Origin of the sequence: Helicobacter acinonychis (assembly GCF_900461455.1) — a bacterium.
In the GTDB taxonomy this organism is placed as follows: domain Bacteria; phylum Campylobacterota; class Campylobacteria; order Campylobacterales; family Helicobacteraceae; genus Helicobacter; species Helicobacter acinonychis.
The window spans coordinates 1,193,116-1,214,754 of record NZ_UGIA01000001.1; the positions used below are offsets into that span (position 1 = coordinate 1,193,116).

Genomic DNA, 21,639 nt, shown 5'->3' on the forward strand with positions numbered 1-21,639 from the left:
TTACTTATTTAAGTGATACTTATCATATCTAATATTTCCAAACTTTCATGCACATACTCAGCATGGCTTTCACACCCTATAAAGTTACGCCCTAAACTTTTAGCCACCAAGCTAGTCATGCCACTGCCACTAAATAAATCTAAAATCAAATCGTTTTTGTGAGAGCTGGCTTTTATCATGCGTTCAATGAGCGCTTTAGGTTTGATGCTAGGGTGTTTTGGCTTAAGGATCTTACCATTCTCTTTTTCAACATGCCTTTGTGAAGCGATCTCCCACACATCAAGGCATAATTTGCCATTAGGGTTAGGGAACCAGCGTTTGTTATTCTTTAAAATCCCTTTGCTTTGAGCGTGTTTGATGCGTTCAGTGGATTCATAAGCGATGCGAATTTCATCAGCATTAAAAGTGTAATTTTTCTTATGCATGCTATAAAATAAAATGCTTTCTTGTGCATGGTTATAACGCTTTTTAGCGTTGGCAAACCCATCTTTTTTGACCCAAGTGATAAAATTTAAAAAATGCACTTTTTTTGACACAAATATGCTAAAAATAAAGCGCAGTTAAAGGGGGTATTAAAGATATAAAAACTCCCTGTGTCTTTGATTTTGGGTAGCATTTTATCAATCCAAGCGTAAGAAAATGTTAAAAATTCTTCATCATTTTTAAAACTATCCCATGAAGCAATTTTAAGATTGTAAGGAGGGTCAATAATAGCTAAATCAACGCTTTTATCTTCTAACTTGTCTAAGAAAGCAAAAACATCTTCTATATAAATCTTATTCAAAATCAAACAAGTTTCCTAATTTTTGCTCAATCAAGGGCTTATAATTTTCATAGAGTTCATAGCCTATAAAATTCCTTTTTAAAAGTTTTGCTTCTCTTAAAGTTGTTCCGCTCCCGCTAAATGGATCTAGCACCACATCGCCCACGCAACTATACAATCTAATCAAACGCCTTGCTAATTCAGCCGGCATTAAAGCCGCATGCTTACCAAAAGCAATATCGTTTTTGTTAGGGATTGGGATTTCCCAAATTTGTTTGGTAAATTCTACCCACTCCTCTTGAGTTAATTGGCTTTGTTCTTTTTGTTCTCTTTGTTCTTTTGTGGGTTGTTTGGGCTTGCCGTCTTTGACAAACACGCCAATAAATTCTATAGTATTTTGTGCATAAAAATTTCTAGGATAAGGGTAACTCCCAAACATCAATTTTTTAGTAGGATTTGTGCGTTTCCAAATATAGACATCTAATAAAAATATTTTAGGCTTGTTTTCCAACATGTTGTTTAAATCACGCAAAATGGAGTGTTGAATATCAGCATGCAGATCAAAAATATGGCGGTTATAGTGCGTGTTTAAAACCTTTTTAAGCATGGGTATTAAAGGCACATTAATGCATAGCTTACCATTTGGTTTTAGCACCCTATAGCATTCATGCCAAACTTTTAAAAGACCTAAAAGGTAATCTTCATATTTTTCTAACGCCCCTAAATCTTCAACATGTTGGGTTGAATGCTGTAAATCTTGTGTGCCATTTTTCGTGTAATCTTTAATGTTGAAATAAGGTGGGCTTGTGATGATTAAATCCACGCTATTATCTAGCACTTCATTCATGTTGGTGCTACTATGATAAAACACTTTATTGATGTTCAATGTTATTTTTACCTTTTATTAAGAACTTAATAGATTTACATGAAAGAATTTTACAATGAAATGAGAGCCTTTTAAAGCATGGATCTATAAAAAATTAGAGAGCGTGAATAAGGTTAGCGTATTTAAACACAGACAAATCCATTAAAAAGACTTGAAACCAAACGCTGCAATGTTAGAAACGCTTTTTGTGATAGCGACTGAAAACGAAAGCGTTAGGGCGTCCTTGATATTAAAGAAAAAAGCTCCGAAGCTTTATGGTGTGAAGTAGAATTAGAAAAAACGCCCATAGAGCATGTTTTGTTTGTGCCTAGCTACCAAACAAAGCCCATTAAAGCCGTTGAATTACAAAGCGGTTCGTTTAAAATGAGCGGCAAAAATTTTAAGGATTTAAAAGAGTATCTTAATTTTATGAGTGAAAAACATTTTATTTTAAAGCATGAATTTTATGACTCTAAAAATTATGTGCTGTTAAAAGAAATAATACAAAAAAGCGCTTTAAGATAGAGTTAAACTAGCATTATAAACATTTAGATGATTTGATTTCTAGGCTTAAAACCAGGCTATACCTTAATCAAAAAGTGCCTGAAGATGAGTTTAACGCCCTAGATGATGAAAAAATCGTGCATTTTAAAAAGATTAAAATTAAAGCGGATAAAAAACTGCATTGGATAATAAAATACAAGAAGTGAGAGAGTATGCACCTTTGGATAAAGAAACCCTAAAAACAAAAATTACACAAGGTGAGATTGGTATTGATGATATAGATAAATACAAACCAAGCAAAGAATTTGAACTTGATGGCACAAAATTCTTAAAACTCAAAGAGCATTGCTACACCCCACTCATTAAAGCCAAAAACTGCGACTGACTTAAGCATGTCGTTAAGGTAAAGAGCGAGAGCGATTTTTTAGAAGATGTTGTTAAAGATTGCAGAAACGCTACAAGAAAACTATGATTTTTGGGCGTTCAGCAAGATTGATGAACACTTAAATGATTTGTTTGTCCATATTTCAACAACACTACAGAAAAGTGCTTTTTCCTGATTTTATCTTTTGGTTACAAAAGGGCGATACGCAGATTATTTGCTTCATTGACCCTAAAGGGAGTGTGGCTTCTGAATATCAGTTTAAAGTGAAAGGCTATAAAAAAACTTTTTGAAGATAAAATTTTTAAGCCTAAAAACGATCAAAACCTCAAAAAAATTAAAGTAGTTTTAAGGCTTTATCAAAATGATGATAAAGAAATTGTAGAAGATTATGAGAATTATTGGATTAAAAAAGAGAGATTAAAAGATTTTTTTCTAACCTTAAAAAATTAGCTTAGTTTTATTGAAAGGGGTTAAAAAGTGCACTTATTTATAACTCTTGTTTTTGACTCCCTAGAGATTATAAAACCAACATGAAGGCGTGCGGGGATTTCATCAATGAATATAACAAGAAATAGTCAGTAAAAATTTGCTAAACTAAAACCAATCAATCAGGTTAAGGAGTTTAGCATGTTATATTCCGCCAACTTCTAAAGAAGTGTATGTCAGCTCTATTGTAGCTTTAAATATCCATAGTCCACAAGGCATAGGGGATTGGTATGGTTGCTATGCTTTAATGGATAATGCGTTTGATGATATGGGGGTCTATATCTATGGAGAAAAACAAACTCATAGTACTAATGGGTTATTGGGTAATCTAGGCGTTATAGATGGCACAGCAAGACTCAATAAGATGGGTTATTACCCCAAAAATACCCCAACTTATATCGCTGAACACCCAAGAGCCCATGTGGATTATCTCTATATTTCTGTATTGCAAACTAGTAAGTTAGGGGTTATTATGTTAGATGAATGGTTTCCTAGCATTAAAGATAAAGAGAGTGTGTTTGCTCTCATAGAAATCATGCGACCTAAATTGAATGATTTAGAAAAAGAGAATTTAAATGAATGGATAGCAAGAAACAAGCATTAAAATAACAAATAAGCAAAAAGAATTAAAAAGAAAAAGACGGGAAAAACAAGCCCAATCTTTCAAAACTAAGCAACAAGAAGTTCTTTGTCAGGTAATACTCTTTGGCTTTTAACAAGCGAATATTAAAAGCTTTTCTCTAGAAAGGAGGTGATCCAACCGCAGGTTCACCTACGGTTACCTTGTTACGACTTCACCCCAGTCGCTGTGCGTGCCGTGGGCAGTAGCTGCTTTAGCATCCTGACTTAAGGCAAACACAACTCCCATGGTGTGACGGGCGGTGAGTACAAGACCCGGGAACGTATTCACCGCAACATGGCTGATTTGCGATTACTAGCGATTCCGGCTTCATGCAGGCGAGTTGCAGCCTGCAATCCGAACTGGGAGGTGTTTTGAAGATTGGCTCCACTTCGCAGTATCGCTTCTCTTTGTGCACCCCATTGTAGCACGTGTGTAGCCCTAGGCGTAAGGGCCATGATGACTTGACGTCGTCCCCACCTTCCTCCTCCTTACGGAGGCAGTCTCCTTAGAGTTCTCAGCTTGACCTGTTAGCAACTAAGAAAGAGGGTTGCGCTCGTTGCGGGACTTAACCCAACATCTCACGACACGAGCTGACGACAGCCGTGCAGCACCTGTTTTCAGGGTCTAGCAAGCTAGACACTCCACTATTTCTAGCAGATTCCTTCAATGTCAAGCCTAGGTAAGGTTCTTCGTGTATCCTCGAATTAAACCACATGCTCCACCGCTTGTGCGGGTCCCCGTCTATTCCTTTGAGTTTTAATCTTGCGACCGTACTCCCCAGGCGGGATGCTTAAGGCGTTAGCTGCATTACTGGGAGGACAAAGCCCCCCAACAACTAGCATCCATCGTTTAGGGCGTGGACTACCAGGGTATCTAATCCTGTTTGCTCCCCACGCTTTCGTGCAATCAGCGTCAGTATTGTTCCAGCAGGTCGCCTTCGCAATGAGTATTCCTCTTGATCTCTACGGATTTTACCCCTACACCAAGAATTCCACCTACCTCTCCCACACTCCAGAGTTGTAGTTTCAAATGCAGTTCTATGGTTAAGCCATAGGATTTCACATCTGACTTACAACCCCGCCTACGCACTCTTTACGCCCAGTGATTCCGAGTAACGCTTGCACCCTCCGTATTACCGCGGCTGCTGGCACGGAGTTAGCCGGTGCTTATTCGTCAGATACCGTCATTATCTTCTCTGACAAAAGGAGTTTACAATCCTAAAACCTTCATCCTCCACGCGGCGTTGCTGCTTCAGGCTTGCGCCCATTGAGCAATATTCCCTACTGCTGCCTCCCGTAGGAGTCTGGACCGTGTCTCAGTTCCAGTGTGTCCGTTCACCCTCTCAGGCCGGATACCCGTCATAGCCTTGGTAAGCCATTACCTTACCAACAAGCTGATAGGGCATAGGCTGATCTCTTAGCGATAAATCTTTCCCCCGTAGGGAATATCTGGTATTAATCACCGTTTCCAATGGCTATCCCAAACTAAGAGGCACATAACCTATGCGTTACTCACCCGTGCGCCACTAATCCACTTCTAGCAAGCTAGAAGCTTCATCGTTCGACTTGCATGTATTAGGCACGCCGCCAGCGTTCACTCTGAGCCAGGATCAAACTCTCCATAAAAGTGTTTGTCCTTAAAGCTCTTCCGTTTTTTTGATAGGCTATTGTTATTTCTGACAATAGCTTTAGCGTATCACAAGAACTCGTTTTATATTTTAGCATTTTAGCAAATAAAACGGGTTGTGTTCTTAAGTATTACAACAACAAAAAAGAAAGAAACTTTTTAAAAAGGTTTAGCAAAACGCTAACCCAAAATACTCTCATGCCATCCATTCAATGGATTGTCAATGGATTGGCATTGGTTGGATAAGAACTTCCTATCAAAAAATGGAAGCGATAAAAACTCCCGCTCTTTAATAAGTTATCCTTAAGTCAGAATATCCCTTTAAAAAGAACTTCTTCAGTTTGCTTAGTTTTCAAAGATCGTTCGCTTGTATTAGCTATCCTTGCAGGTTACAAAACGGCTTTTTAAAAGCCCTTGCTGAAACAAGGAAATGAAATTATAGTCATAGAAAGCTTAAGGTTTGCTTAAAGCTAGGGAATGTTTTGAAAAATGTTTTGATTTTTTAGAGTATTCAAAAATTGCACAATCTTTTCTCTAGGGATAATCACCAAATTTTCTTGATCCCCTAAAACGCTGCTAGCCATTCCCATAAACTCCCCCATCTCGCTAAAATAAGGTCTCCCTCCCCACAACACGCTCCCTTTTTTAAAAGAGCTATCCAGCGAAAGAAACTTTTTGGATTTTAAAAGTTCAGCCACAGAAATGCCCATCGTCTGTATAGAAAAAGAATTCCCCTCATTTAATGCAGGGTAATAAAGATCGGAATCGGATGTTTTTTTATTTATATAGGGGTTTGAATAAAAAGTTTGAGCGTATTTGGTATAAATCCTTGCATGATAGTAGCTCTCCTCTCTTTTATGGCAATAATCATCTCTAAAATCGGCGGTTTTTAAAAGCGAAAGCCCTTGATCCCTATCAATCGCTTCAAGGTGCAAGCTAGCTATGCAAATCAACTCTTTAGCACTACTGTCTTGCATCTTGGCTAAAATCGTTTTAGGATACAAACCATTGGAATAAAGCGTTTCAGAAGAAGCGATATAATGCCCATTTTCTAATAAAGTCGCATAGCCTTCTTTATAAGTCCCATCGCTAAAATACACTTTCAATAACGCAATAGAATAGACCCATGTGGGGAGTTCTGAATCAAGGGGCGGATCGTTTCTAACAAGCTCAACATTATGGGCGTTCATCACGCATGACAATAAAAAGATACAACAACTAACCGCCAATCTTTTACACCAACACGCCATGACTAAACCCACATTAACTTACCGCTTAAATTTCAAAGACATCCTAAATTACTATCGGCTAAAATACCATTTGCTTTAATTTATTGCTATAATAGAAAATTTGAATAACAAAAGTTAAAGGTTTATCTATGGATCCAATTAAAACTTATGAGATTAAAGAAGAAGAGCTTGTAAAATCTGCTTACGCTACGATCAAAACCAATAAAGGTAATATCACTCTAGAGCTTTTTTACAAAGATGCACCCCAAACGGTCAGTAACTTTGTCACTCTAGCTAAAGAGAGCTTTTATGATGGGCTTAATTTCCATCGTGTGATTGCAGGCTTTGTGGCTCAAGGGGGTTGTCCTTATGGCACAGGCACAGGCGGACCAGGGCATCGCATTAAATGCGAAGTGGTTCATAACCCCAACAAGCACAAAAGAGGCTCTATTTCTATGGCGCATGCTGGAAGAGACACAGGAGGGAGTCAATTTTTCTTGTGTTTTGTGGATTTGCCCCATTTAGATGGCGAGCATACCGTGTTTGGTAAAATCACTAACGCAGAAGGTCTTAGCGTTTTGGATAAAATCAAACAAGGCGATATTATAGAGAGCGTTGAGTTTAGCACCTCTCTATAAAAAAGATTAAAGATGCTCATACTCAGCCGCAAAGTTAATGAAGGGATTGTCATTGACGATCACATTCATATTAAAGTCGTTTCCATAGATAGAGGGAGCGTGCGTTTAGGGTTTGAAGCGCCTGAAAGTACTCTTATCTTGCGCGCTGAACTCAAAGAGGCCATTGTGAGCGAAAACCAAAAAGCTTCTGCTTCCGTAGATGAAAGCTTGTTAGAAAACATCAAAAAGGTCATTAAGCCTTGACGCATGCTTTTGAAGTTTATCCTAAAGTCAATATTTTTTTAAAAATCCTTTACAAAGAAGGGGCTTATCATAAGCTCATCTCTCGCATGTGTTTAGTCAAAGGCCAGTTAAAAGACATTATTAGCGTTAAAAACGCGCCTTCGTTTTGCTTAAAAGGGAATTTTGACTGCCCTTTAGAAGAAAACTCGCTTTTTAAAGCCCTCCAAATTTTAAAAAATTTTTTAAAATCAAAAAAACTCTCACATTCTGTTATCAAATCCCTAGACACCCTAGCGATTGAAGTGGAAAAAAACATCCCCACTCAAGCTGGGTTAGGTGGTGGGAGCACTGATGCTGGAGGGCTATTGTATCATTTGAATCAAATTTTTGATTTACGCTTGAATTTAGAAGAGCTTTATACTATAGGATCTTTAGTGGGTGCGGACACTAACTTTTTCATCTCGCAATATAAAAGCGCTAACGCCACTTCTTATGGTGAAGTCATTGAAAATTTTGAAGAAAAGCCTTTAGAAAATCGTCTAGAAATCTATGTGCCGGATAATATTTTTTGCAGCACCAAAGCCGTTTATCAAGCTTATAAGCCCAAAACTTGTTTTTATCAAGCTAAAGAATGGCTTAAAAAACCAAGTTTAGAATGCTTAAAAACTTGTGATAGAAGCGAATTAAACGATCTTTTAAAACCAGCTTTACTCACCCATCAAGCTTTAAAGGATATAGAGAGCCAATTGGGTAAGGAGTGGTTTTTTAGCGGGAGTGGGAGCGCGTTTTTTAGGCTAAAGCCCACTCAAAAAGGGAGCGAATGAAACTTATTGCCAGCAATAAAAAAGCCTATTTTGATTATGAAATTTTGGAGACTTTAGAAGCAGGATTGGTGCTTTTAGGCTCTGAAGTCAAGGCTTTGAGACAAACTAGGGTGAATTTAAAGGATAATTTTGTTAAAATAATCAAAGGAGAAGCTTTTTTATTTGGTGTTCATATATCCTATTTAGATACAATCCATGCGTATTATAAGCCCAATGAAAGGCGAGAGCGTAAGTTGCTTTTACATAAAAAGCAATTATTGAAATGGCAAATTGAAGCGTCTAAAGAACGCTTGAGTATTGTAGGATTAAAATTGTATTTTAACCAAAGAAATAGAGCTAAAATCCAAATTGCTTTAGTGAAAGGAAAAAAATTGCACGATAAAAGACAAAACCTCAAAGAAAAAGCACTCAATAAAGAAATTCTTGCCGATTTAAAACACCACTTTAAAGGATAATAATGAGAGAAATGGTAGATTATGGGATCATAGGTTTTTTGATATTCTTATCGGTCATCGTTATAGCGATCGCAATAGAAAGGATGTGGTTTTTTGCCACCATCCGCATGAATGACTATAAAGACAGACGCAAATTGGAATTGGCCTTGCACAAACGCTTGACTCTAGTGGCGACGATTGGCTCTAACGCCCCTTATATTGGTCTTTTAGGAACAGTGGTGGGGATCATGCTCACCTTTATGGATTTGGGATCAGCTTCAGGCATTGACACTAAAGCGATCATGACCAATCTAGCCCTTGCTTTAAAAGCGACTGGTATGGGGTTATTGGTGGCGATCCCTGCGATTGTGATTTATAACTTACTAGTGAGAAAAAGCGAGATTTTAGTCACTAAATGGGATATTTTCCATAACCCAGTTGATACGCAATCTCATGAGATTTATAACAAAGCATAAGGATTAAGCGGTGAAAAAAGTAGAATCCATGAATGTGGTGCCTTTCATTGACATCATGCTTGTTTTGTTGGTGATCGTGCTCACAACTGCGTCTTTTGTGCAAACTTCAAAGCTCCCTATTAGCATCCCTAAAGTGGATAAAGACAGCACTGACTCTAAAGATGTATTAGACAAAAAACAAGTGACCATCGCTATTTCTAATAAGGGTTCGTTTTATTTTGACAACAAAGAAATCAGCTTTAAAGATTTAAAAAACAAGGTTTCCACTTTGGCCAAAGACACCCCCATTGTCTTGCAAGGCGATAAGCAAAGCAATTTGGATAGTTTTGTCAAAGTGGTGGATTTGTTGCAAACCAACGATCTGAAGGAGCTTTACATTCTTGTTGAAGATAAAAAGAATCAATAAAGAGTGGTTTTAGTGAATTTTTAGCATTCTTTAGCTAAAATATGAGTTTATGTTTAATTTTTATAAAAAAAAGGGAGTTCAATAATGAAACGCACTTACCAGCCACACAACACACCAAGGAAGCGAACCCATGGCTTTCTTGTGAGGATGAAAACTAAAAACGGACGCAAGGTGATCAATGCTAGACGAGCTAAGGGCAGAAAAAAACTTTCCGTCTAAACCCTATGACTCTTTAAAAAATAAGAGCGAGTTTGATAGGGTTTATCAAAGAGGTTTTAAAAAACACAACTCTTTTTTTTCGCTTTTTGTTTTAGACGCATCAAAAGAGCCGTCTCATTTTAAAAACCCATTTTTTTGCAGGCTTAAAGACACAGAAAAATCTTGCTTGTTAGGTTTGAGCGTGTCTAAAAAAGTCGGTAACGCCGTGAAACGCAACCTCATCAAACGCCGTTTGCGATCGCTTGTATTAAAACATGCCTCTCTTTGTCAAGGGTTCGCTCTCGTGTTTGTCCCTAAAAAAGATTGCGAGCGTTTGGATTTTTTAACTTTGGAAAAACATTTCTTAGAAATGCTAATTTCCATTAAAGGCTATATGAACAAAAAAGAAAAAGGAACGAACCACACCTATGCGAAACCATAAAACGCCTTTTTTGAATGCGATTTTTATAGTGTTAGTTAAAGGCTATCAGCGTTTTTTTTCAGTTTTCACTTTTTCAAGTTGCCGGTTTTACCCCACTTGCTCCAACTACGCTCTATGGTTACTCTCTTTTGAAAATCCTTTGAGTGCTATGGGCAAAATCATTTTAAGGGTACTCTCATGCAACCCTTTTTGCTCTGGGGGCATTGCTTACCCTACCACTTGCTTGAAACGCCCTAGCTTGCTCCAATTTAATAAAAATTTTAAAACCATCACTTTTTGGCTTATCCCCACAAAAAGCCATGCGACTTATTACATCATTAAGGTTTAATCACAATGGATAAAAACAATAACACCAATTTGCGCTTGATTTTAGCGATCGCTTTGTCTTTTTTGTTTATCACTCTTTATAGCTATTTTTTCCAAAAACCAGACAAAACAACCCCCAAAGAAACAGCAAAGCAAGAAGCAGCGAACAACAACACGGCTTTAAACCCCAACGCACCCACCACACAAAATTCTAGTGCCGCTCAAGCGATCCCCCAAGAGAGTTTGTTAAGCACCATTTCTTTTGAGCATGCCAAAATTGAGATTGACTCTCTAGGGCGCATCAAACAGGTTTATCTCAAGAATAAAAAATACCTAACCCCTAAAGAAAAAGGCTTTTTAGAGCATGTGAGCCATCTTTTTAGCTCCAAAGAAAACACGCAACCTCTCCTAAAAGAGCTCCCCCTTCTAGGCGATAATTTAAAACCTTTAGAGGTGCGCTTTTTAGACCCTACGCTCAATAACAAAGCGTTCAACACCTCTTATAGCGCTTCAAAAACCACTCTTGGTCCTAACGAACAGCTGATTTTAACCCAAGATTTAGGCGATCTTACAATCATTAAAACCCTAACTTTTTATGATGATTTGCATTATGATTTACAAATCGCATTCAAATCGCCTAACAACATTATCCCTAACTATGTGATCACCAATGGTTACAGACCGGTGGCTGATTTGGATAGTTACACTTTTTCGGGCGTGCTTTTAGAAAACAATGACAAAAAAATTGAAAAAATTGAAGATAAAGATGCCAAAGAAATCAAACGCTTTTCCAATATTCGCTTTTTATCTAGCGTGGATAGGTATTTCACCACCTTGCTTTTTACCGATAACCCTCAAGGTTTTGAAGCCTTAATTGATTCAGAAACCGGCACTAAAAACCCCTTAGGATTCATTTCTCTCAAAAACGAAACGACTTTGCATGGCTATATTGGTCCTAAAGATTACCGCTCCCTAAAAGCAATTTCACCCATGCTCACCGATGTGATAGAGTATGGCTTGATCACTTTCTTTGCTAAAGGCGTGTTTGTTTTACTAGATTATTTGTATCAATTTGTGGGTAACTGGGGTTGGGCTATCATTCTTTTAACTATTATCGTGCGCATTATCCTCTATCCTTTAAGTTATAAGGGTATGGTGAGCATGCAAAAACTCAAAGAATTAGCCCCTAAAATGAAAGAACTTCAAGAAAAATACAAAGGCGAACCCCAAAAATTGCAAGCCAACATGATGCAACTTTACAAAAAACATGGGGCTAACCCATTAGGTGGCTGTCTGCCTTTAATCTTGCAAATCCCAGTATTTTTTGCGATTTATAGAGTGCTCTATAATGCTGTGGAATTGAAAAGCTCAGAGTGGATTTTATGGATCCACGATCTGTCCATCATGGATCCGTATTTTATTTTACCGCTTTTTATGGGGGCGTCTATGTATTGGCACCAAAGCGTCACGCCAAACACCATGACCGATCCCATGCAAGCGAAGATTTTTAAATTCTTGCCCCTATTATTCACGCTCTTTTTGATCACTTTCCCTGCGGGATTAGTCTTGTATTGGATCACGAATAATATTCTTTCAGTGTTGCAACAACTCATTATCAATAAAGTATTAGAAAACAAAAAACACGCGCACGAACAAACCAAAAAATAAAGGAAAATTGATGCAAAATTTTATTGAAATCAAAGCCAAAACATTAGAAGAAGCCCTTATCCAGGCTTCTATCACCCTAAATTGCCCCATCATCAATTTGCAATACGAGGTCATTCAAACACCCTCTAAAGGCTTTTTAAGCATCGGTAAAAAAGAAGCCATCATTTTAGTGGGCGTTAAAGAAAGTAAAGAGACTAGCCCTAAAGAAATTACAGAGAATAGCCCTAAAGAAATTACAGAGAATAGCCCTCAAAAAACCAACCTTCAAGAAGCCGACATTCAAAAAACCAATCAAAACACCAAAGAACAAAAACCAATTTCAGAACCAAAAGTGCCCAAAACGCCCTCAAAACCTCCTAAAACCCCCCCTAAAAAAGAACTTAGCGACGAAGAAAAACTCAATGAAATCACCAAAGAATTAAAAGATCTCTTCTCCCACTTGCCTTATAAAATCCATAAAGTGGAGGTGAGTTTTTATGAACCGGGGGTGTTATTGATTGATATTGATGGCGAAGATTCCGCTCTTTTAATTGGTGAAAAAGGCTATCGTTACAAAGCCCTTTCTTACTTGCTTTTTAATTGGATCCACCCCACTTATGGCTATAATATCCGCTTAGAAATCTCTACTTTTTTACAAAACCAAGAAAAGGTTATGGAAGTGCAACTCCAAAGCGTGATCATGACCGTGCATGAAGTGGGTAAGGGGCAAATGAAAGCCCCTGATGGCGTTTTAACCTATATCGCTTTAAAAAAATTAAGGAAAGCGTTCCCCAACAAATATGTCTCCATCAAAACCAACTTAAACGATGAAAAATGCATCGTCATTAACGACTTCCACCATGAATGACACCATTGCCGCTATCGCTACCCCATTAGGCAAAGGAGCGATTAGCATTGTTAAAATCAGCGGCAATAACGCTTTAAACATCCTCAAACAACTCACCAAAAAACAAGACTTCACCCCTAGATACGCTTATGTGTGCGATATTTTTTCTAATAATATTTTATTGGACAAGGCGTTAGCGATTTATTTCAAAGCCCCTTATAGTTTCACCGGTGAAGATGTGTGCGAAATCCAATGCCACGGAAGCCCCCTTTTAACTCAAAACATCCTTCAAGCTTGTTTGAATTTAGGAGCTAGGCTTGCTCAAGCGGGGGAATTCAGTAAAAAAGCCTTTTTAAACCATAAAATGGATTTGAGCGAGATTGAAGCGAGTGTCCAACTTATCCTATGTGAAGATGAAAGCGTTTTAAACGCCCTAGCTAGGCAACTTAAGGGTGAATTAAAAATCTTTATTGAAGAAGCTAGAAATAATCTTTTAAAACTTCTAGCGAGCTCAGAAGTTTTGATTGATTATAGTGAAGAATACATTCCTAGCGATTTTTTAAACGAAGTGTTTCTAAGCCTAGAAAAACAAATCGCCTCTTTTAAGGACTTATTGGATTTTTCTAACATGCAAAAACAAAAAAATAGGGGGCATGCTTTAAGCATTATTGGCAAACCTAATGCGGGCAAAAGCTCCTTACTAAACGCCATGCTTTTAGAAGAAAGGGCTTTGGTAAGCGACATTAAAGGCACAACAAGGGACACCATAGAAGAAGTCATTGAATTACAAGGGCATAAAGTGCGCTTGATTGACACTGCCGGCATTAGAGAGAGTGCAGATAAAATAGAGCAACTGGGGATTGAAAAAAGCCTTAAGAGTTTAGAAAATTGCGACATTATTTTGAGTGTGTTCGATCTTTCTAAACCCCTAGAAAAAGAAGATTTTAATATCATTGACGCTCTTAATCGCACTAAAAAGCCTTGTATTGTTGTTTTGAATAAAAATGATTTATCGCCCAAGCTAGAGCTTGAAGTTTTAAAATCCCATCTTCAAATCCCTTACTCCATGCTAGAGACAAACACCCTTAATTCCAAAGCTTGCTTGAAAGACTTAAGCCAAAAAATCAGCGCTTTTTTCCCCAAACTAGACACTCAAAACAAGCTTTTACTCACTTCCCTAGCCCAAAAAAACGCCCTAGAAAACGCCATTACTGAATTACAAAACGCTAAAAACCATTTAGAAACTTTAGAGCTTTTTTCTTACCACATTTTAAGCGCAATAGAAAACTTGAACTTGCTCACTCGCCCTTATGAAACTAGCCAAATGCTTGATAGCATGTTCAGTGAATTTTGTTTAGGAAAATGAAACGCCTAAAAAAGGGGTTTTAGCATTATTTAAAAATTCATTATTAATGTTTAATGAGAAAAAACCAAAATTTTTTAGAATAGTTGTTTTAAAAAGCAAGTGCAAGGGGATTGGCATTATAGCCCTGTATTGCCTTGCCCTTCCTTATTGGCATAGTCTTTCAATTCTTTATAAAGCAAAGACTGCAAGCGCGTGAGAGCGAAATTCTTATCCTTTTCATCCACCTCAATGTTTCTGTTGAGTATGGGCGTGCCTTGACAATCGCTCGCACTGATAAACACCCTAATACGCGTGCCGTTGGCGTTGTCTGTAAAAATCTCGTTTTTGATTTGATAGAGCTTTTCGTCATTGCTAGGAGTCAATACTCTAGCATACGCGCTTATAAGAGCGCTTTTGATTTCTGCATCGCTGTTGTCATCAAAAACAAGTTGCACTTTAGGCTTGAAAGCGTTTTGATAATAGGTTTTTTCATAAGTCTCTAACGAGCTAACCGGAATAGAATACGCTTTTAAGATCCTTTCCATAGGTATTGTTTTGGCGAGTAAATCCCCCAAGCCTTTAGATTGTTGCAAAAAAACCCCTTTGCAAGCTTTAGGCATCAAAGTAGCAAATTGCTCATAAAGAGCGTTATACTTATCCCTTAAGCCTTGCAAAAACAAATTTTTATTGATCCTTAATTGGGTGTAGTAAGTCCCTTTTTGCACTTCTTGTTTGACTATTTCTATATTATTCAATTCCAAGTCATCGGTTTTTAAGTTGATGGTTTGCGAATCGCTGGATTTCAACTGGTTATTCATCCGACTTCTTTGGATATGGATTTGCGAATTGACCACCACGCTAATAGACGCCACTAAATCCGCTAACGCTCTTTGCTTGGAAGCTTCTTTGGATGCGGCTGCACCATTGCCATAAAAATAGCCTTTTTGCTCTTTTTTGTATGCCTTGCTATACCACTTAGGCTCTGCACTCAAATTAGCACCCACAAAAACCATTAGGCATGCAAGAATAATCTTTTTCATCATTGATCCTTATTCATTAAAGCGATGTTTTTCTTATCAATTTCTATCAGCACATACACTTTATCTGCACCAATAAAAGTCGCCTTTAGCTGGCTAGCGGTGATCTCTATTTTATCCCCTTTGAAAGCGTTCAACACTTTCTCTAAAGCGTTATACCTAGCCGAAGACAGGCTATAATCCATATCCAAAGGCAAGATCTCACTCGCCCCGCACACTAAAATTTTCCCCTCTTGGGCTTGATTGGTTTGTGCGTTTTTTACCTCTACCTCTTTAGAGCACTCTTTCGCCCATTTAGGTAACGACCTCCCCCACATAACCCCCACAACTAAAACAAGCACAACAACAAGATGTTTCATCAAATTTTACTTTTTCTTAACCATGCCTAATTCAGATCGCACCTTATCCACGATCCCTTTATCCAAACCGACTAAAACAAAAACCCTATCTTTACCCACATAACGAGCGAGCATTTTAGAAGCGACTAATTCGTTATCCACCAATTGGGAAATTTTCTCGCTATCAGAACCGCTTATGGAACTCTTGCCTGAAGAATCCATCGTCCTAGCTTTTTCGTTTTGCAATTCCTTTTGCAAAGTGGATTTTAAATTCGCCGCTAAATTAGCCCTAGCCTTTGCTGTCGCTTGACTAGTGGAATAATCCACATCATTGCTTGTAATCAAATCTTCAGCCCTTCCTAAAAACACGCCTGAATATTCTTCATACTTCGCTACTTTTTCTAAATCCCCCATCACCCACTCAGGAGCACCTTTAATCGCTTCTTTGTATTTGGTATTGCTTTTGCTAACGCCTGATTTGGGGGCATGGCTACAACCTACAACCATTATTGCGGCTACGACGCCCAATCCCAAGATTTTTTTAACTTGATTTTTCATCGCTAATCCTTTTTAATAGCGTTAAAACGCTATGTGTTTGTTGCTAGCGTTCTTCACAATAGGCCGAACACCGCTCCACACTTCTTCACCGGTTTTTCTGTTGGTCAAACTCAAGGTGAAATTATAGTCTAATCGCTGTCTAGATCTATTGATAGAAGCCGCTTCGCTAGATACTTTACCACTTAAAGATAAATCAGCGGCTATTAGAGTGCCTTTTTCCATCGTCGTGTCTTGATTATACTCTTGGCTGTCTCTTTCTTTTTTGCGCTGTTCTACCATCCTGCTATCCGCTGCAATGCCACTCCCACCGCTCGCTCTTGTGACGCCAAACTTCCCTTGAGATCGCAATCGTAATTGTTGCGTGATTTTAGTCGTTAAGAGATTCATGTCCAAATTAGGCTGTGTGGTGTCATTAATAATATCAGAGACTTCAATCAAATGCTTGCCCTTGAGTTGCATGAAATTGGGGTCATTGAGCATGGACTCTAACATGGCGTTAGCGGTCAATACGAGATCCGTGCTGTTGATACTTGCAGTCGTGTTGTTCTTGGTATCATTCACATCTTGATAGCTCACTGCTCCCCCTGAACAGCCCACCCACAATAACGCACCTAAAACCACTGATCCTATAACTTTTAATTTTGTTTGTAATGCCATAAAATAAAACTCCTACTTTAAGTTTAAAATAGAAACGCTCGTTCCTGTTTTCAAAGTCCTAATAAACACAATGTTATTAGTGTTACTGCAAATTTTACCATTTTGTGCGTCTGTTTTTTCACATTTTGTAGGATTTAGATCCAATAATTTCATTCCATCAGCGTTCAAAACCCCCAATTCGCTCGCTTTTAATTTAGCGGCATAAATTTTATTAGGGAACACGCTTGAGTTTCTGGTATCTGCTTGCGTGGTATGGGCATTAACCATTTTCATAGCTTTACCAAACATTTTTAACCCCATGCCAGCCATCTGACCTGCAGCACTACCTGAAGCCGCCTCAGTAACCTTACCTACCTCTTCAACTCCCCTTGATAAAAGGTTTTTAGTCACAGCCGCACTAACCACTCTCGCCGTGATGCTAGGGAGCTTGTGGTTGAATTCGGCTTTGATGACCTCATTAAAGTTACTCAAAACTTCCAAATCTTTACCATTAAGGCTATATTTTTGCTTGAAATCAGTCCCCTTGCCTTCATCTTTCAAATAAGGCATCGCAAAATACAAGTCCTTATCAGCCACTTCTTCCAATAAAGGCTGTTCGCCATCTTCAACAATCACCCAAGTGGTTTTTACATCCCTTGCTTTATTCACATCCGCTAAATCTTCGCCCACAACCTTAGCATGGCTGATTGCAAACGCTTCTTTCAAATAGCCTTCAGCCTTATCTTTATCGTTATTCAAAAGGTAGAATATCCCTGAAACATAATTCACTAAAGGGTTAGAAAAGTTTTCATAGCCCTTCATTAATTCCAAGCTTTTGTATTTGTTTGTTAAATTATTAAGAGAACCTAAAAATTGAGCAGAAACTTCCTTTTTGCCTTTAGACTTAGATTTAGCTTCTTTTTCTTGTTTTTTGATATATTCTTGCTCTTGTGCGATCTCTTTAGCAAAATAGTCTTTGGCTCTTCTTTGGCGCTCAGCCGTTTGATTAAAAAACACTCTAGCCTTATCTATATCATTTAAAAACGCATAATCTAACGCTAAATAATAATCAGCCAACACCCATTCATACACATTCCCCTTATAAGGGATATTCTTTTCATTCCCCACTGTAGAAGCCAATACCTTGCCACCCACAGTCGTCCCGTCTTTGAATTTATTGTCAAAGCTCGTATTCACATCTTCTAAATTTGTGATAGACTGCTTGTAATCATTCATCTCAAACGCATTCACCCCACTTTGCAATTTCCACAAAAGGGCGTCATGCTGATGCTTGTCCGTCTCAATCAAATTTTGTAAAATTTCATGAGCACTCTTAAAATCTTTATTATAATAAGCTTACTCGAACTTGTTAAAACCATCTTCAATTTTTTTAACTTTTTTAGCCTTAGACGACCCAAACGATCCGCTATGACTAGGATTATTCGCACACCCTACAATAAGCATTAACGTGCACACACTCAAACTACAACCTTTTAGCCAATTCATTGCTAAAACTCCTTGAAAATAAAATAAATTTGAGCTTGGTTATATAACAACAAAATTAAAACACATCTTAATCATTTGAAAATTATAAAAAAAAAAAAAAACGATTTTTTGAAATAAAGAAAGATAAAAGCTATTTAAACATGATTTATAAAAACTCGTCATATTTGATGAATAAAAATGGTAGTAAAGATTGTCAGTTGGAATGTTTTTATTGCAAGCAGTGATCAAATCATTGTTTTAATTTTCATGGTTGGCATGGTTTAGCCAATTTTTCACAAGGGATACAAAGAGATTAACCATCGACCAAGACTAAAACTCGGTCAGTGGGTTCATCACATTTCACACAAATTCAATGGTGGCTAGAGTAGAAGCATCCCCTATTCTAAAAGTGGTGCGTTGGATCCTAGTGTATCCGCCATTCCTTTGTGCGTATTTGGGTGCGATTTCAGTGACGAGCTTATGGGTGGCTTCTTTGTTTTGCAAATACGCAAAAACATGGCGGTGTGCGTTAAAATCGCCCACACGAGCCACTGTCGTTAATTTCTCAATATAGCTACGCAATTCCTTGGCTTTATAAATCCCTGTTTCAATTTTATTATGCTCAATCAAAGCGATAGCTAAATTCTTTAATAATGCCTTCCTGTGCGAGCTAGTTCTCCCAAGCTTGCGGTATCCGTGTTTGTGTCTCATCAGTCATTACCTCCTTTATCTTCTAATTTTTCTAATCTTTTTTTCAAACTCTCTCTTTGTTCAAGGCTTAATTCTGTGCCTACAGGATAGCCTAAATCATTCAATTTTTCAGCGATTTCATCATAGGATTTTTTGCCCATGTTTTTCACGCCTTTAAGCTCTTCTTCGCTCATTAAAACCAGTTCGCCCACATACTTGATACCGATTTTATCCAAGCAATTAAAACACCTAGCGCTCAAATTCATACTTTCAATCTTAGCGCTCAAATCTTTAGCATCATCTCTTTGGGCGTAATCGCCTGAATACTCTGTGTTAGCAATGGGTTTTTCACCAAAAACGCCTAGTTGCTTGCTCATCACTTTCACCGCTGATAAAAACGCTTTGTAAGGATCAATTTGCCCATCTGTTTCAATATCAAAAATGATTTTTTCATAGTTAGGATCGCCCTCAACCAAAACATTTTCAATCTCATAAACCACATTTTTAATCGGCGTAAAAGATCCATCTAAAGGCATGTAACCTTCAGGCATCAATTCTCTTGTAATTTCGCTTGGGACATACCCCATTCCTTTATAAATGATGAGCGAAAAATTCAATTGAGCGTCTTCGTTGATCGTGGCTAGGAGCATTTCAGGATTGATGATTTCTATATGCTCAGAATTTAAATCCCTAGCCCTAAGCTCCATAGGCCCTTTAAAAGAATAATCCACCACAACCGATTGGTTTTCCAAAGGGCTATCCTGCCCCACTAACGCCTTGGCTATAAAACGGATATTCTTTAAATTCATGATAAAAAGCGACACATCTTCAGTAACGCCTCTTAATGAATCAAACTCATGATGGACGCCTTCAATCTTTAAACCCACAGGAGCATACCCCACGGAACTTAAAAGCAAGAGCCTTCTAATAGGATGAGCGAGCGTAACAGCGTAACCAAACTCAAATGGAGCTAGAGAAATCTTAATCCGATTGCCCTCTTTCTCTAGCACCTTAATTTCTGATGGGATCAAAGGTGCTGTTTTGATAACTTTCATGCTCTAACCCCTTACTTAGAATACAATTCTACAATGAGTCTTTCTTCAATAGGAACAACCACTTCTTCTCTTTCAGGGTAGCGGGTGAAGATGCCATATTTTTTATCTTTTTCCACATCAATCCATGGCACAATCCCTGTTTGAGCCGTCAATTCCATTGCACGCACCACTTGCGGATTGCTCTTGGTTTTTTCTTTGATTTCAATTTTTTGCCCTGAACGCACGAAATAAGAGGGAATATCCAAACGCTTACCATCTACAAGCACATGCCCATGCGTTACTAATTGCCTAGCAGAACTTCTAGTGGTCGCAAACCCCATGCGATAGACGACATTATCCAATCTTCTTTCAATCAAGCGGATAAGGTTTTCACCCGTATTGCCATCCAAACGATTGGCCTCCACAAAAATACTCCTAAATTGCTTTTCAGAAATGCCATACATCATTTTGGCTTTTTGCTTTTCTTTCAATTGCAAACCATAATCAGAAGTCTTAGCACGCCTTTGCCCATGCTGACCTGGTCCATAAGCCCTTTTATCTAGTGCGCTCTTACCACTCAATCGCCTTTCACCCTTTAAAGCTAGAGAAACCCCAAAACGCCTTTCTAGTCTTTCTACTGCACCTCTATATCTTGCCATAAAGCCTCCTTACACTCTTCTTCTTTTAGGGGGTCTGCAACCATTATGAGAAAGCGGAGTAATGTCTTTAATCCAAAGCACTTTAACGCCCTCAGTCGCACCCACGCTCTTAATAGCAGTCTCACGCCCACTACCTGAACCTTGAACCTTAATGCCCACTTCTTTAACGCCATGCTCTTTAGCCTTGCTTAGAGCGCTTTCTACGGCCTGTTGGGCTGCATAAGGGGTGGATTTTTTAGAGCCTTTAAACCCTAAACCGCCTGCAGTACTCCAGCAAATCACATTGCCCATTTCATCAGTGATAGTGATGTTGGTGTTGTTGAAGGTCGCTGAAATATAAACAACCCCCCTAGCAATATTCTTTTTGACTACTTTCTTTTTAGTCGCTACATTTCTCTTAGCCATTAAATCATCATCTCCTTAATTTGCTACTTGCTACCCACGGTTTTTTTCTTACCCTTACGAGTCCTAGCGTTATTTTTAGTGGTTTGACCTCTTACAGGAAGACCTTTACGATGCCTGATCCCACGATAATTCCCTAAGTCCATTAAGGATTTAATATCCATTTGAACTTTTTTACGCAAATCGCCTTCTACTAAGTAGCTTTGTTGGATTTTTTTGGCGATACTAGACGCTTCATCTTCGCTCAATTCATGCACGCGCTTGTCAAAAGAAATGCCCACCGCTTCTAAAATCTCTCTAGAACTCTTAAGCCCAATCCCATAAATATAGGTAAGGGCATACTCTACTCTCTTCTTTTTTGGTAAATCTACACCAGCAATCCTTGCCATGCTTTATCCTTGTCTTTGTTTGTGTTTAGGGGTAGCACAGATCACTCTAATAACGCCCCTTCTTTTAATAATTTTGCACTTATCGCACATCTTTTTCACTGATGGTCTGACTTTCATGATTTCGCTCCTTTAAAAAATTAGGCACT

General features: G+C 38.2%; 27 protein-coding genes, 1 rRNA gene and 2 pseudogenes. 14 read left to right on the forward strand and 16 right to left on the reverse strand.

Going from position 1 to position 21,639, the window contains the following annotated elements; all coding sequences use genetic code 11:
• Window positions 1–790 (reverse strand): annotated as a pseudogene (locus DYI00_RS05785) (DNA methyltransferase).
• Window positions 777–1,649: a DNA-methyltransferase gene (locus DYI00_RS05790; RefSeq protein WP_011577153.1), complete on the reverse strand. Its 873-nt coding sequence runs from the start codon at window positions 1,647–1,649 to the stop codon at window positions 777–779. Before DYI00_RS05790 ends, DYI00_RS05785 begins: the two are co-directional and overlap by 14 nt.
• A 110-nt stretch (window positions 1,650–1,759) precedes the next feature.
• Between DYI00_RS05790 and DYI00_RS05795 the strand changes: the two are divergent.
• A pseudogene (locus DYI00_RS05795) lies at window positions 1,760–2,967 on the forward strand (DEAD/DEAH box helicase family protein); the annotation flags it as partial.
• Window positions 2,968–3,124: 157 nt separating this feature from the next.
• The gene (locus DYI00_RS05800) at window positions 3,125–3,607 is read left to right on the forward strand and encodes a hypothetical protein (protein WP_041600160.1); all 483 of its coding nucleotides are present in this window, start codon (window positions 3,125–3,127) and stop codon (window positions 3,605–3,607) included.
• Window positions 3,608–3,747: 140 nt separating this feature from the next.
• On the opposite strand, the gene DYI00_RS05805 is transcribed toward DYI00_RS05800, so the two are convergent.
• Window positions 3,748–5,250 (reverse strand): 16S ribosomal RNA (locus DYI00_RS05805).
• A gap of 471 nt (window positions 5,251–5,721) precedes the next feature.
• Window positions 5,722–6,501: a hypothetical protein gene (locus DYI00_RS05815; RefSeq protein ID WP_011577146.1), complete on the reverse strand. Its 780-nt coding sequence runs from the start codon at window positions 6,499–6,501 to the stop codon at window positions 5,722–5,724.
• 128 nt (window positions 6,502–6,629) lie between these two features.
• Here DYI00_RS05815 and DYI00_RS05820 point away from each other — a divergent pair, with 128 nt between their 5' ends.
• From DYI00_RS05820 to mnmE, 12 genes are all read left to right on the forward strand, one after another.
• On the forward strand, window positions 6,630–7,118 hold the full coding sequence (locus DYI00_RS05820; RefSeq protein WP_104709305.1) for a peptidylprolyl isomerase: 489 nt from the start codon (window positions 6,630–6,632) through the stop codon (window positions 7,116–7,118).
• Between the two features lie 12 nt (window positions 7,119–7,130).
• Window positions 7,131–7,361 (forward strand): carbon storage regulator, encoded by a 231-nt coding sequence (locus tag DYI00_RS05825; protein ID WP_011577144.1) that lies wholly within the window; start codon window positions 7,131–7,133, stop codon window positions 7,359–7,361.
• Complete coding sequence (locus DYI00_RS05830; protein WP_011577143.1) at window positions 7,358–8,164, forward strand: 4-(cytidine 5'-diphospho)-2-C-methyl-D-erythritol kinase; 807 nt, start codon at window positions 7,358–7,360, stop codon at window positions 8,162–8,164. Before DYI00_RS05825 ends, DYI00_RS05830 begins: the two co-directional genes overlap by 4 nt.
• Entirely contained in the window at window positions 8,161–8,619 is a 459-nt protein-coding gene (gene smpB, locus DYI00_RS05835; protein ID WP_011577142.1) for an SsrA-binding protein, read from the forward strand. Before DYI00_RS05830 ends, smpB begins: the two co-directional genes overlap by 4 nt.
• A 2-nt stretch (window positions 8,620–8,621) precedes the next feature.
• Window positions 8,622–9,074: a TonB-system energizer ExbB gene (exbB, locus tag DYI00_RS05840; RefSeq protein ID WP_011577141.1), complete on the forward strand. Its 453-nt coding sequence runs from the start codon at window positions 8,622–8,624 to the stop codon at window positions 9,072–9,074.
• Window positions 9,075–9,084: 10 nt separating this feature from the next.
• Window positions 9,085–9,480, forward strand: a complete 396-nt coding sequence (locus DYI00_RS05845) for an ExbD/TolR family protein (RefSeq protein ID WP_011577140.1) — start codon at window positions 9,085–9,087, stop codon at window positions 9,478–9,480.
• Between the two features lie 84 nt (window positions 9,481–9,564).
• Complete coding sequence (gene rpmH, locus DYI00_RS05850) at window positions 9,565–9,699, forward strand: 50S ribosomal protein L34 (RefSeq protein ID WP_001847286.1); 135 nt, start codon at window positions 9,565–9,567, stop codon at window positions 9,697–9,699.
• Window positions 9,659–10,120, forward strand: a complete 462-nt coding sequence (rnpA, locus tag DYI00_RS05855; protein ID WP_011577139.1) for a ribonuclease P protein component — start codon at window positions 9,659–9,661, stop codon at window positions 10,118–10,120. The genes rpmH and rnpA overlap by 41 nt, the downstream gene beginning before the upstream one ends.
• The gene (gene yidD / locus DYI00_RS05860; RefSeq protein ID WP_104687344.1) at window positions 10,107–10,448 is read left to right on the forward strand and encodes a membrane protein insertion efficiency factor YidD; all 342 of its coding nucleotides are present in this window, start codon (window positions 10,107–10,109) and stop codon (window positions 10,446–10,448) included. Before rnpA ends, yidD begins: the two co-directional genes overlap by 14 nt.
• A gap of 5 nt (window positions 10,449–10,453) precedes the next feature.
• On the forward strand, window positions 10,454–12,094 hold the full coding sequence (yidC, locus tag DYI00_RS05865) for a membrane protein insertase YidC (RefSeq protein ID WP_104709304.1): 1,641 nt from the start codon (window positions 10,454–10,456) through the stop codon (window positions 12,092–12,094).
• 10 nt (window positions 12,095–12,104) lie between these two features.
• Window positions 12,105–12,941 (forward strand): Jag N-terminal domain-containing protein, encoded by an 837-nt coding sequence (locus DYI00_RS05870; protein ID WP_104709303.1) that lies wholly within the window; start codon window positions 12,105–12,107, stop codon window positions 12,939–12,941.
• Complete coding sequence (mnmE, locus tag DYI00_RS05875; protein ID WP_162494918.1) at window positions 12,934–14,286, forward strand: tRNA uridine-5-carboxymethylaminomethyl(34) synthesis GTPase MnmE; 1,353 nt, start codon at window positions 12,934–12,936, stop codon at window positions 14,284–14,286. The genes DYI00_RS05870 and mnmE overlap by 8 nt, the downstream gene beginning before the upstream one ends.
• Before the next feature lie 116 nt (window positions 14,287–14,402).
• Here the strand turns inward: mnmE and DYI00_RS05880 are convergent, their stop codons facing one another.
• The 12 genes from DYI00_RS05880 to rpmJ form a co-directional block, all read right to left on the reverse strand.
• The gene (locus tag DYI00_RS05880; RefSeq protein ID WP_104709302.1) at window positions 14,403–15,305 is read right to left on the reverse strand and encodes an LPP20 family lipoprotein; all 903 of its coding nucleotides are present in this window, start codon (window positions 15,303–15,305) and stop codon (window positions 14,403–14,405) included.
• The gene (locus DYI00_RS05885) at window positions 15,305–15,661 is read right to left on the reverse strand and encodes a hypothetical protein (RefSeq protein WP_104709301.1); all 357 of its coding nucleotides are present in this window, start codon (window positions 15,659–15,661) and stop codon (window positions 15,305–15,307) included. The genes DYI00_RS05880 and DYI00_RS05885 overlap by 1 nt, the downstream gene beginning before the upstream one ends.
• 6 nt (window positions 15,662–15,667) lie before the next feature.
• On the reverse strand, window positions 15,668–16,198 hold the full coding sequence (locus tag DYI00_RS05890; RefSeq protein ID WP_104709300.1) for an LPP20 family lipoprotein: 531 nt from the start codon (window positions 16,196–16,198) through the stop codon (window positions 15,668–15,670).
• A gap of 21 nt (window positions 16,199–16,219) precedes the next feature.
• Window positions 16,220–16,855, reverse strand: coding sequence for a penicillin-binding protein activator LpoB (gene lpoB, locus DYI00_RS05895; protein WP_104709299.1), 636 nt, complete (start codon window positions 16,853–16,855; stop codon window positions 16,220–16,222).
• Window positions 16,856–16,867: 12 nt separating this feature from the next.
• The gene (locus DYI00_RS05900) at window positions 16,868–18,142 is read right to left on the reverse strand and encodes a COG3014 family protein (protein WP_233755660.1); all 1,275 of its coding nucleotides are present in this window, start codon (window positions 18,140–18,142) and stop codon (window positions 16,868–16,870) included.
• A 48-nt stretch (window positions 18,143–18,190) separates the two neighbouring features.
• Entirely contained in the window at window positions 18,191–18,340 is a 150-nt protein-coding gene (locus DYI00_RS08520; RefSeq protein ID WP_233755662.1) for a hypothetical protein, read from the reverse strand.
• 339 nt (window positions 18,341–18,679) lie between these two features.
• Window positions 18,680–19,030: a 50S ribosomal protein L17 gene (gene rplQ / locus DYI00_RS05905; protein ID WP_011577129.1), complete on the reverse strand. Its 351-nt coding sequence runs from the start codon at window positions 19,028–19,030 to the stop codon at window positions 18,680–18,682.
• Window positions 19,030–20,064, reverse strand: coding sequence for a DNA-directed RNA polymerase subunit alpha (locus DYI00_RS05910; protein WP_011577128.1), 1,035 nt, complete (start codon window positions 20,062–20,064; stop codon window positions 19,030–19,032). Before DYI00_RS05910 ends, rplQ begins: the two co-directional genes overlap by 1 nt.
• A gap of 11 nt (window positions 20,065–20,075) precedes the next feature.
• Entirely contained in the window at window positions 20,076–20,702 is a 627-nt protein-coding gene (gene rpsD, locus DYI00_RS05915; RefSeq protein ID WP_000135247.1) for a 30S ribosomal protein S4, read from the reverse strand.
• A 9-nt stretch (window positions 20,703–20,711) separates the two neighbouring features.
• A complete protein-coding gene (rpsK, locus tag DYI00_RS05920) occupies window positions 20,712–21,107 on the reverse strand; it encodes a 30S ribosomal protein S11 (protein ID WP_011577127.1) in 396 nt (131 codons plus the stop codon).
• 23 nt (window positions 21,108–21,130) lie between these two features.
• Complete coding sequence (gene rpsM, locus DYI00_RS05925; protein WP_000090804.1) at window positions 21,131–21,493, reverse strand: 30S ribosomal protein S13; 363 nt, start codon at window positions 21,491–21,493, stop codon at window positions 21,131–21,133.
• Window positions 21,494–21,496: 3 nt separating this feature from the next.
• Complete coding sequence (rpmJ, locus tag DYI00_RS05930; protein WP_000868339.1) at window positions 21,497–21,610, reverse strand: 50S ribosomal protein L36; 114 nt, start codon at window positions 21,608–21,610, stop codon at window positions 21,497–21,499.
• Between the last annotated feature and the right edge of the window lie 29 nt (window positions 21,611–21,639).

Bases quoted from the DNA above. Each gene is read 5' to 3' on its own strand.
- DYI00_RS05815 (WP_011577146.1), bottom strand. From the start codon at position 6,501: ATGGCGTGTTGGTGTAAAAGATTGGCGGTTAGTTGTTGTATCTTTTTA.
- DYI00_RS05820 (WP_104709305.1), top strand. From the start codon at position 6,630: ATGGATCCAATTAAAACTTATGAGATTAAAGAAGAAGAGCTTGTAAAA.
- DYI00_RS05825 (WP_011577144.1), top strand. From the start codon at position 7,131: ATGCTCATACTCAGCCGCAAAGTTAATGAAGGGATTGTCATTGACGAT.
- smpB (WP_011577142.1), top strand. From the start codon at position 8,161: ATGAAACTTATTGCCAGCAATAAAAAAGCCTATTTTGATTATGAAATT.
- exbB (WP_011577141.1), top strand. From the start codon at position 8,622: ATGAGAGAAATGGTAGATTATGGGATCATAGGTTTTTTGATATTCTTA.
- rpmH (WP_001847286.1), top strand. From the start codon at position 9,565: ATGAAACGCACTTACCAGCCACACAACACACCAAGGAAGCGAACCCAT.
- rnpA (WP_011577139.1), top strand. From the start codon at position 9,659: ATGCTAGACGAGCTAAGGGCAGAAAAAAACTTTCCGTCTAAACCCTAT.
- yidD (WP_104687344.1), top strand. From the start codon at position 10,107: ATGCGAAACCATAAAACGCCTTTTTTGAATGCGATTTTTATAGTGTTA.
- yidC (WP_104709304.1), top strand. From the start codon at position 10,454: ATGGATAAAAACAATAACACCAATTTGCGCTTGATTTTAGCGATCGCT.
- DYI00_RS05870 (WP_104709303.1), top strand. From the start codon at position 12,105: ATGCAAAATTTTATTGAAATCAAAGCCAAAACATTAGAAGAAGCCCTT.
- mnmE (WP_162494918.1), top strand. From the start codon at position 12,934: ATGAATGACACCATTGCCGCTATCGCTACCCCATTAGGCAAAGGAGCG.
- DYI00_RS05880 (WP_104709302.1), bottom strand. From the start codon at position 15,305: ATGAAAAAGATTATTCTTGCATGCCTAATGGTTTTTGTGGGTGCTAAT.
- DYI00_RS05885 (WP_104709301.1), bottom strand. From the start codon at position 15,661: ATGAAACATCTTGTTGTTGTGCTTGTTTTAGTTGTGGGGGTTATGTGG.
- DYI00_RS05890 (WP_104709300.1), bottom strand. From the start codon at position 16,198: ATGAAAAATCAAGTTAAAAAAATCTTGGGATTGGGCGTCGTAGCCGCA.
- lpoB (WP_104709299.1), bottom strand. From the start codon at position 16,855: ATGGCATTACAAACAAAATTAAAAGTTATAGGATCAGTGGTTTTAGGT.
- DYI00_RS08520 (WP_233755662.1), bottom strand. From the start codon at position 18,340: ATGAATTGGCTAAAAGGTTGTAGTTTGAGTGTGTGCACGTTAATGCTT.
- rplQ (WP_011577129.1), bottom strand. From the start codon at position 19,030: ATGAGACACAAACACGGATACCGCAAGCTTGGGAGAACTAGCTCGCAC.
- DYI00_RS05910 (WP_011577128.1), bottom strand. From the start codon at position 20,064: ATGAAAGTTATCAAAACAGCACCTTTGATCCCATCAGAAATTAAGGTG.
- rpsD (WP_000135247.1), bottom strand. From the start codon at position 20,702: ATGGCAAGATATAGAGGTGCAGTAGAAAGACTAGAAAGGCGTTTTGGG.
- rpsK (WP_011577127.1), bottom strand. From the start codon at position 21,107: ATGGCTAAGAGAAATGTAGCGACTAAAAAGAAAGTAGTCAAAAAGAAT.
- rpsM (WP_000090804.1), bottom strand. From the start codon at position 21,493: ATGGCAAGGATTGCTGGTGTAGATTTACCAAAAAAGAAGAGAGTAGAG.
- rpmJ (WP_000868339.1), bottom strand. From the start codon at position 21,610: ATGAAAGTCAGACCATCAGTGAAAAAGATGTGCGATAAGTGCAAAATT.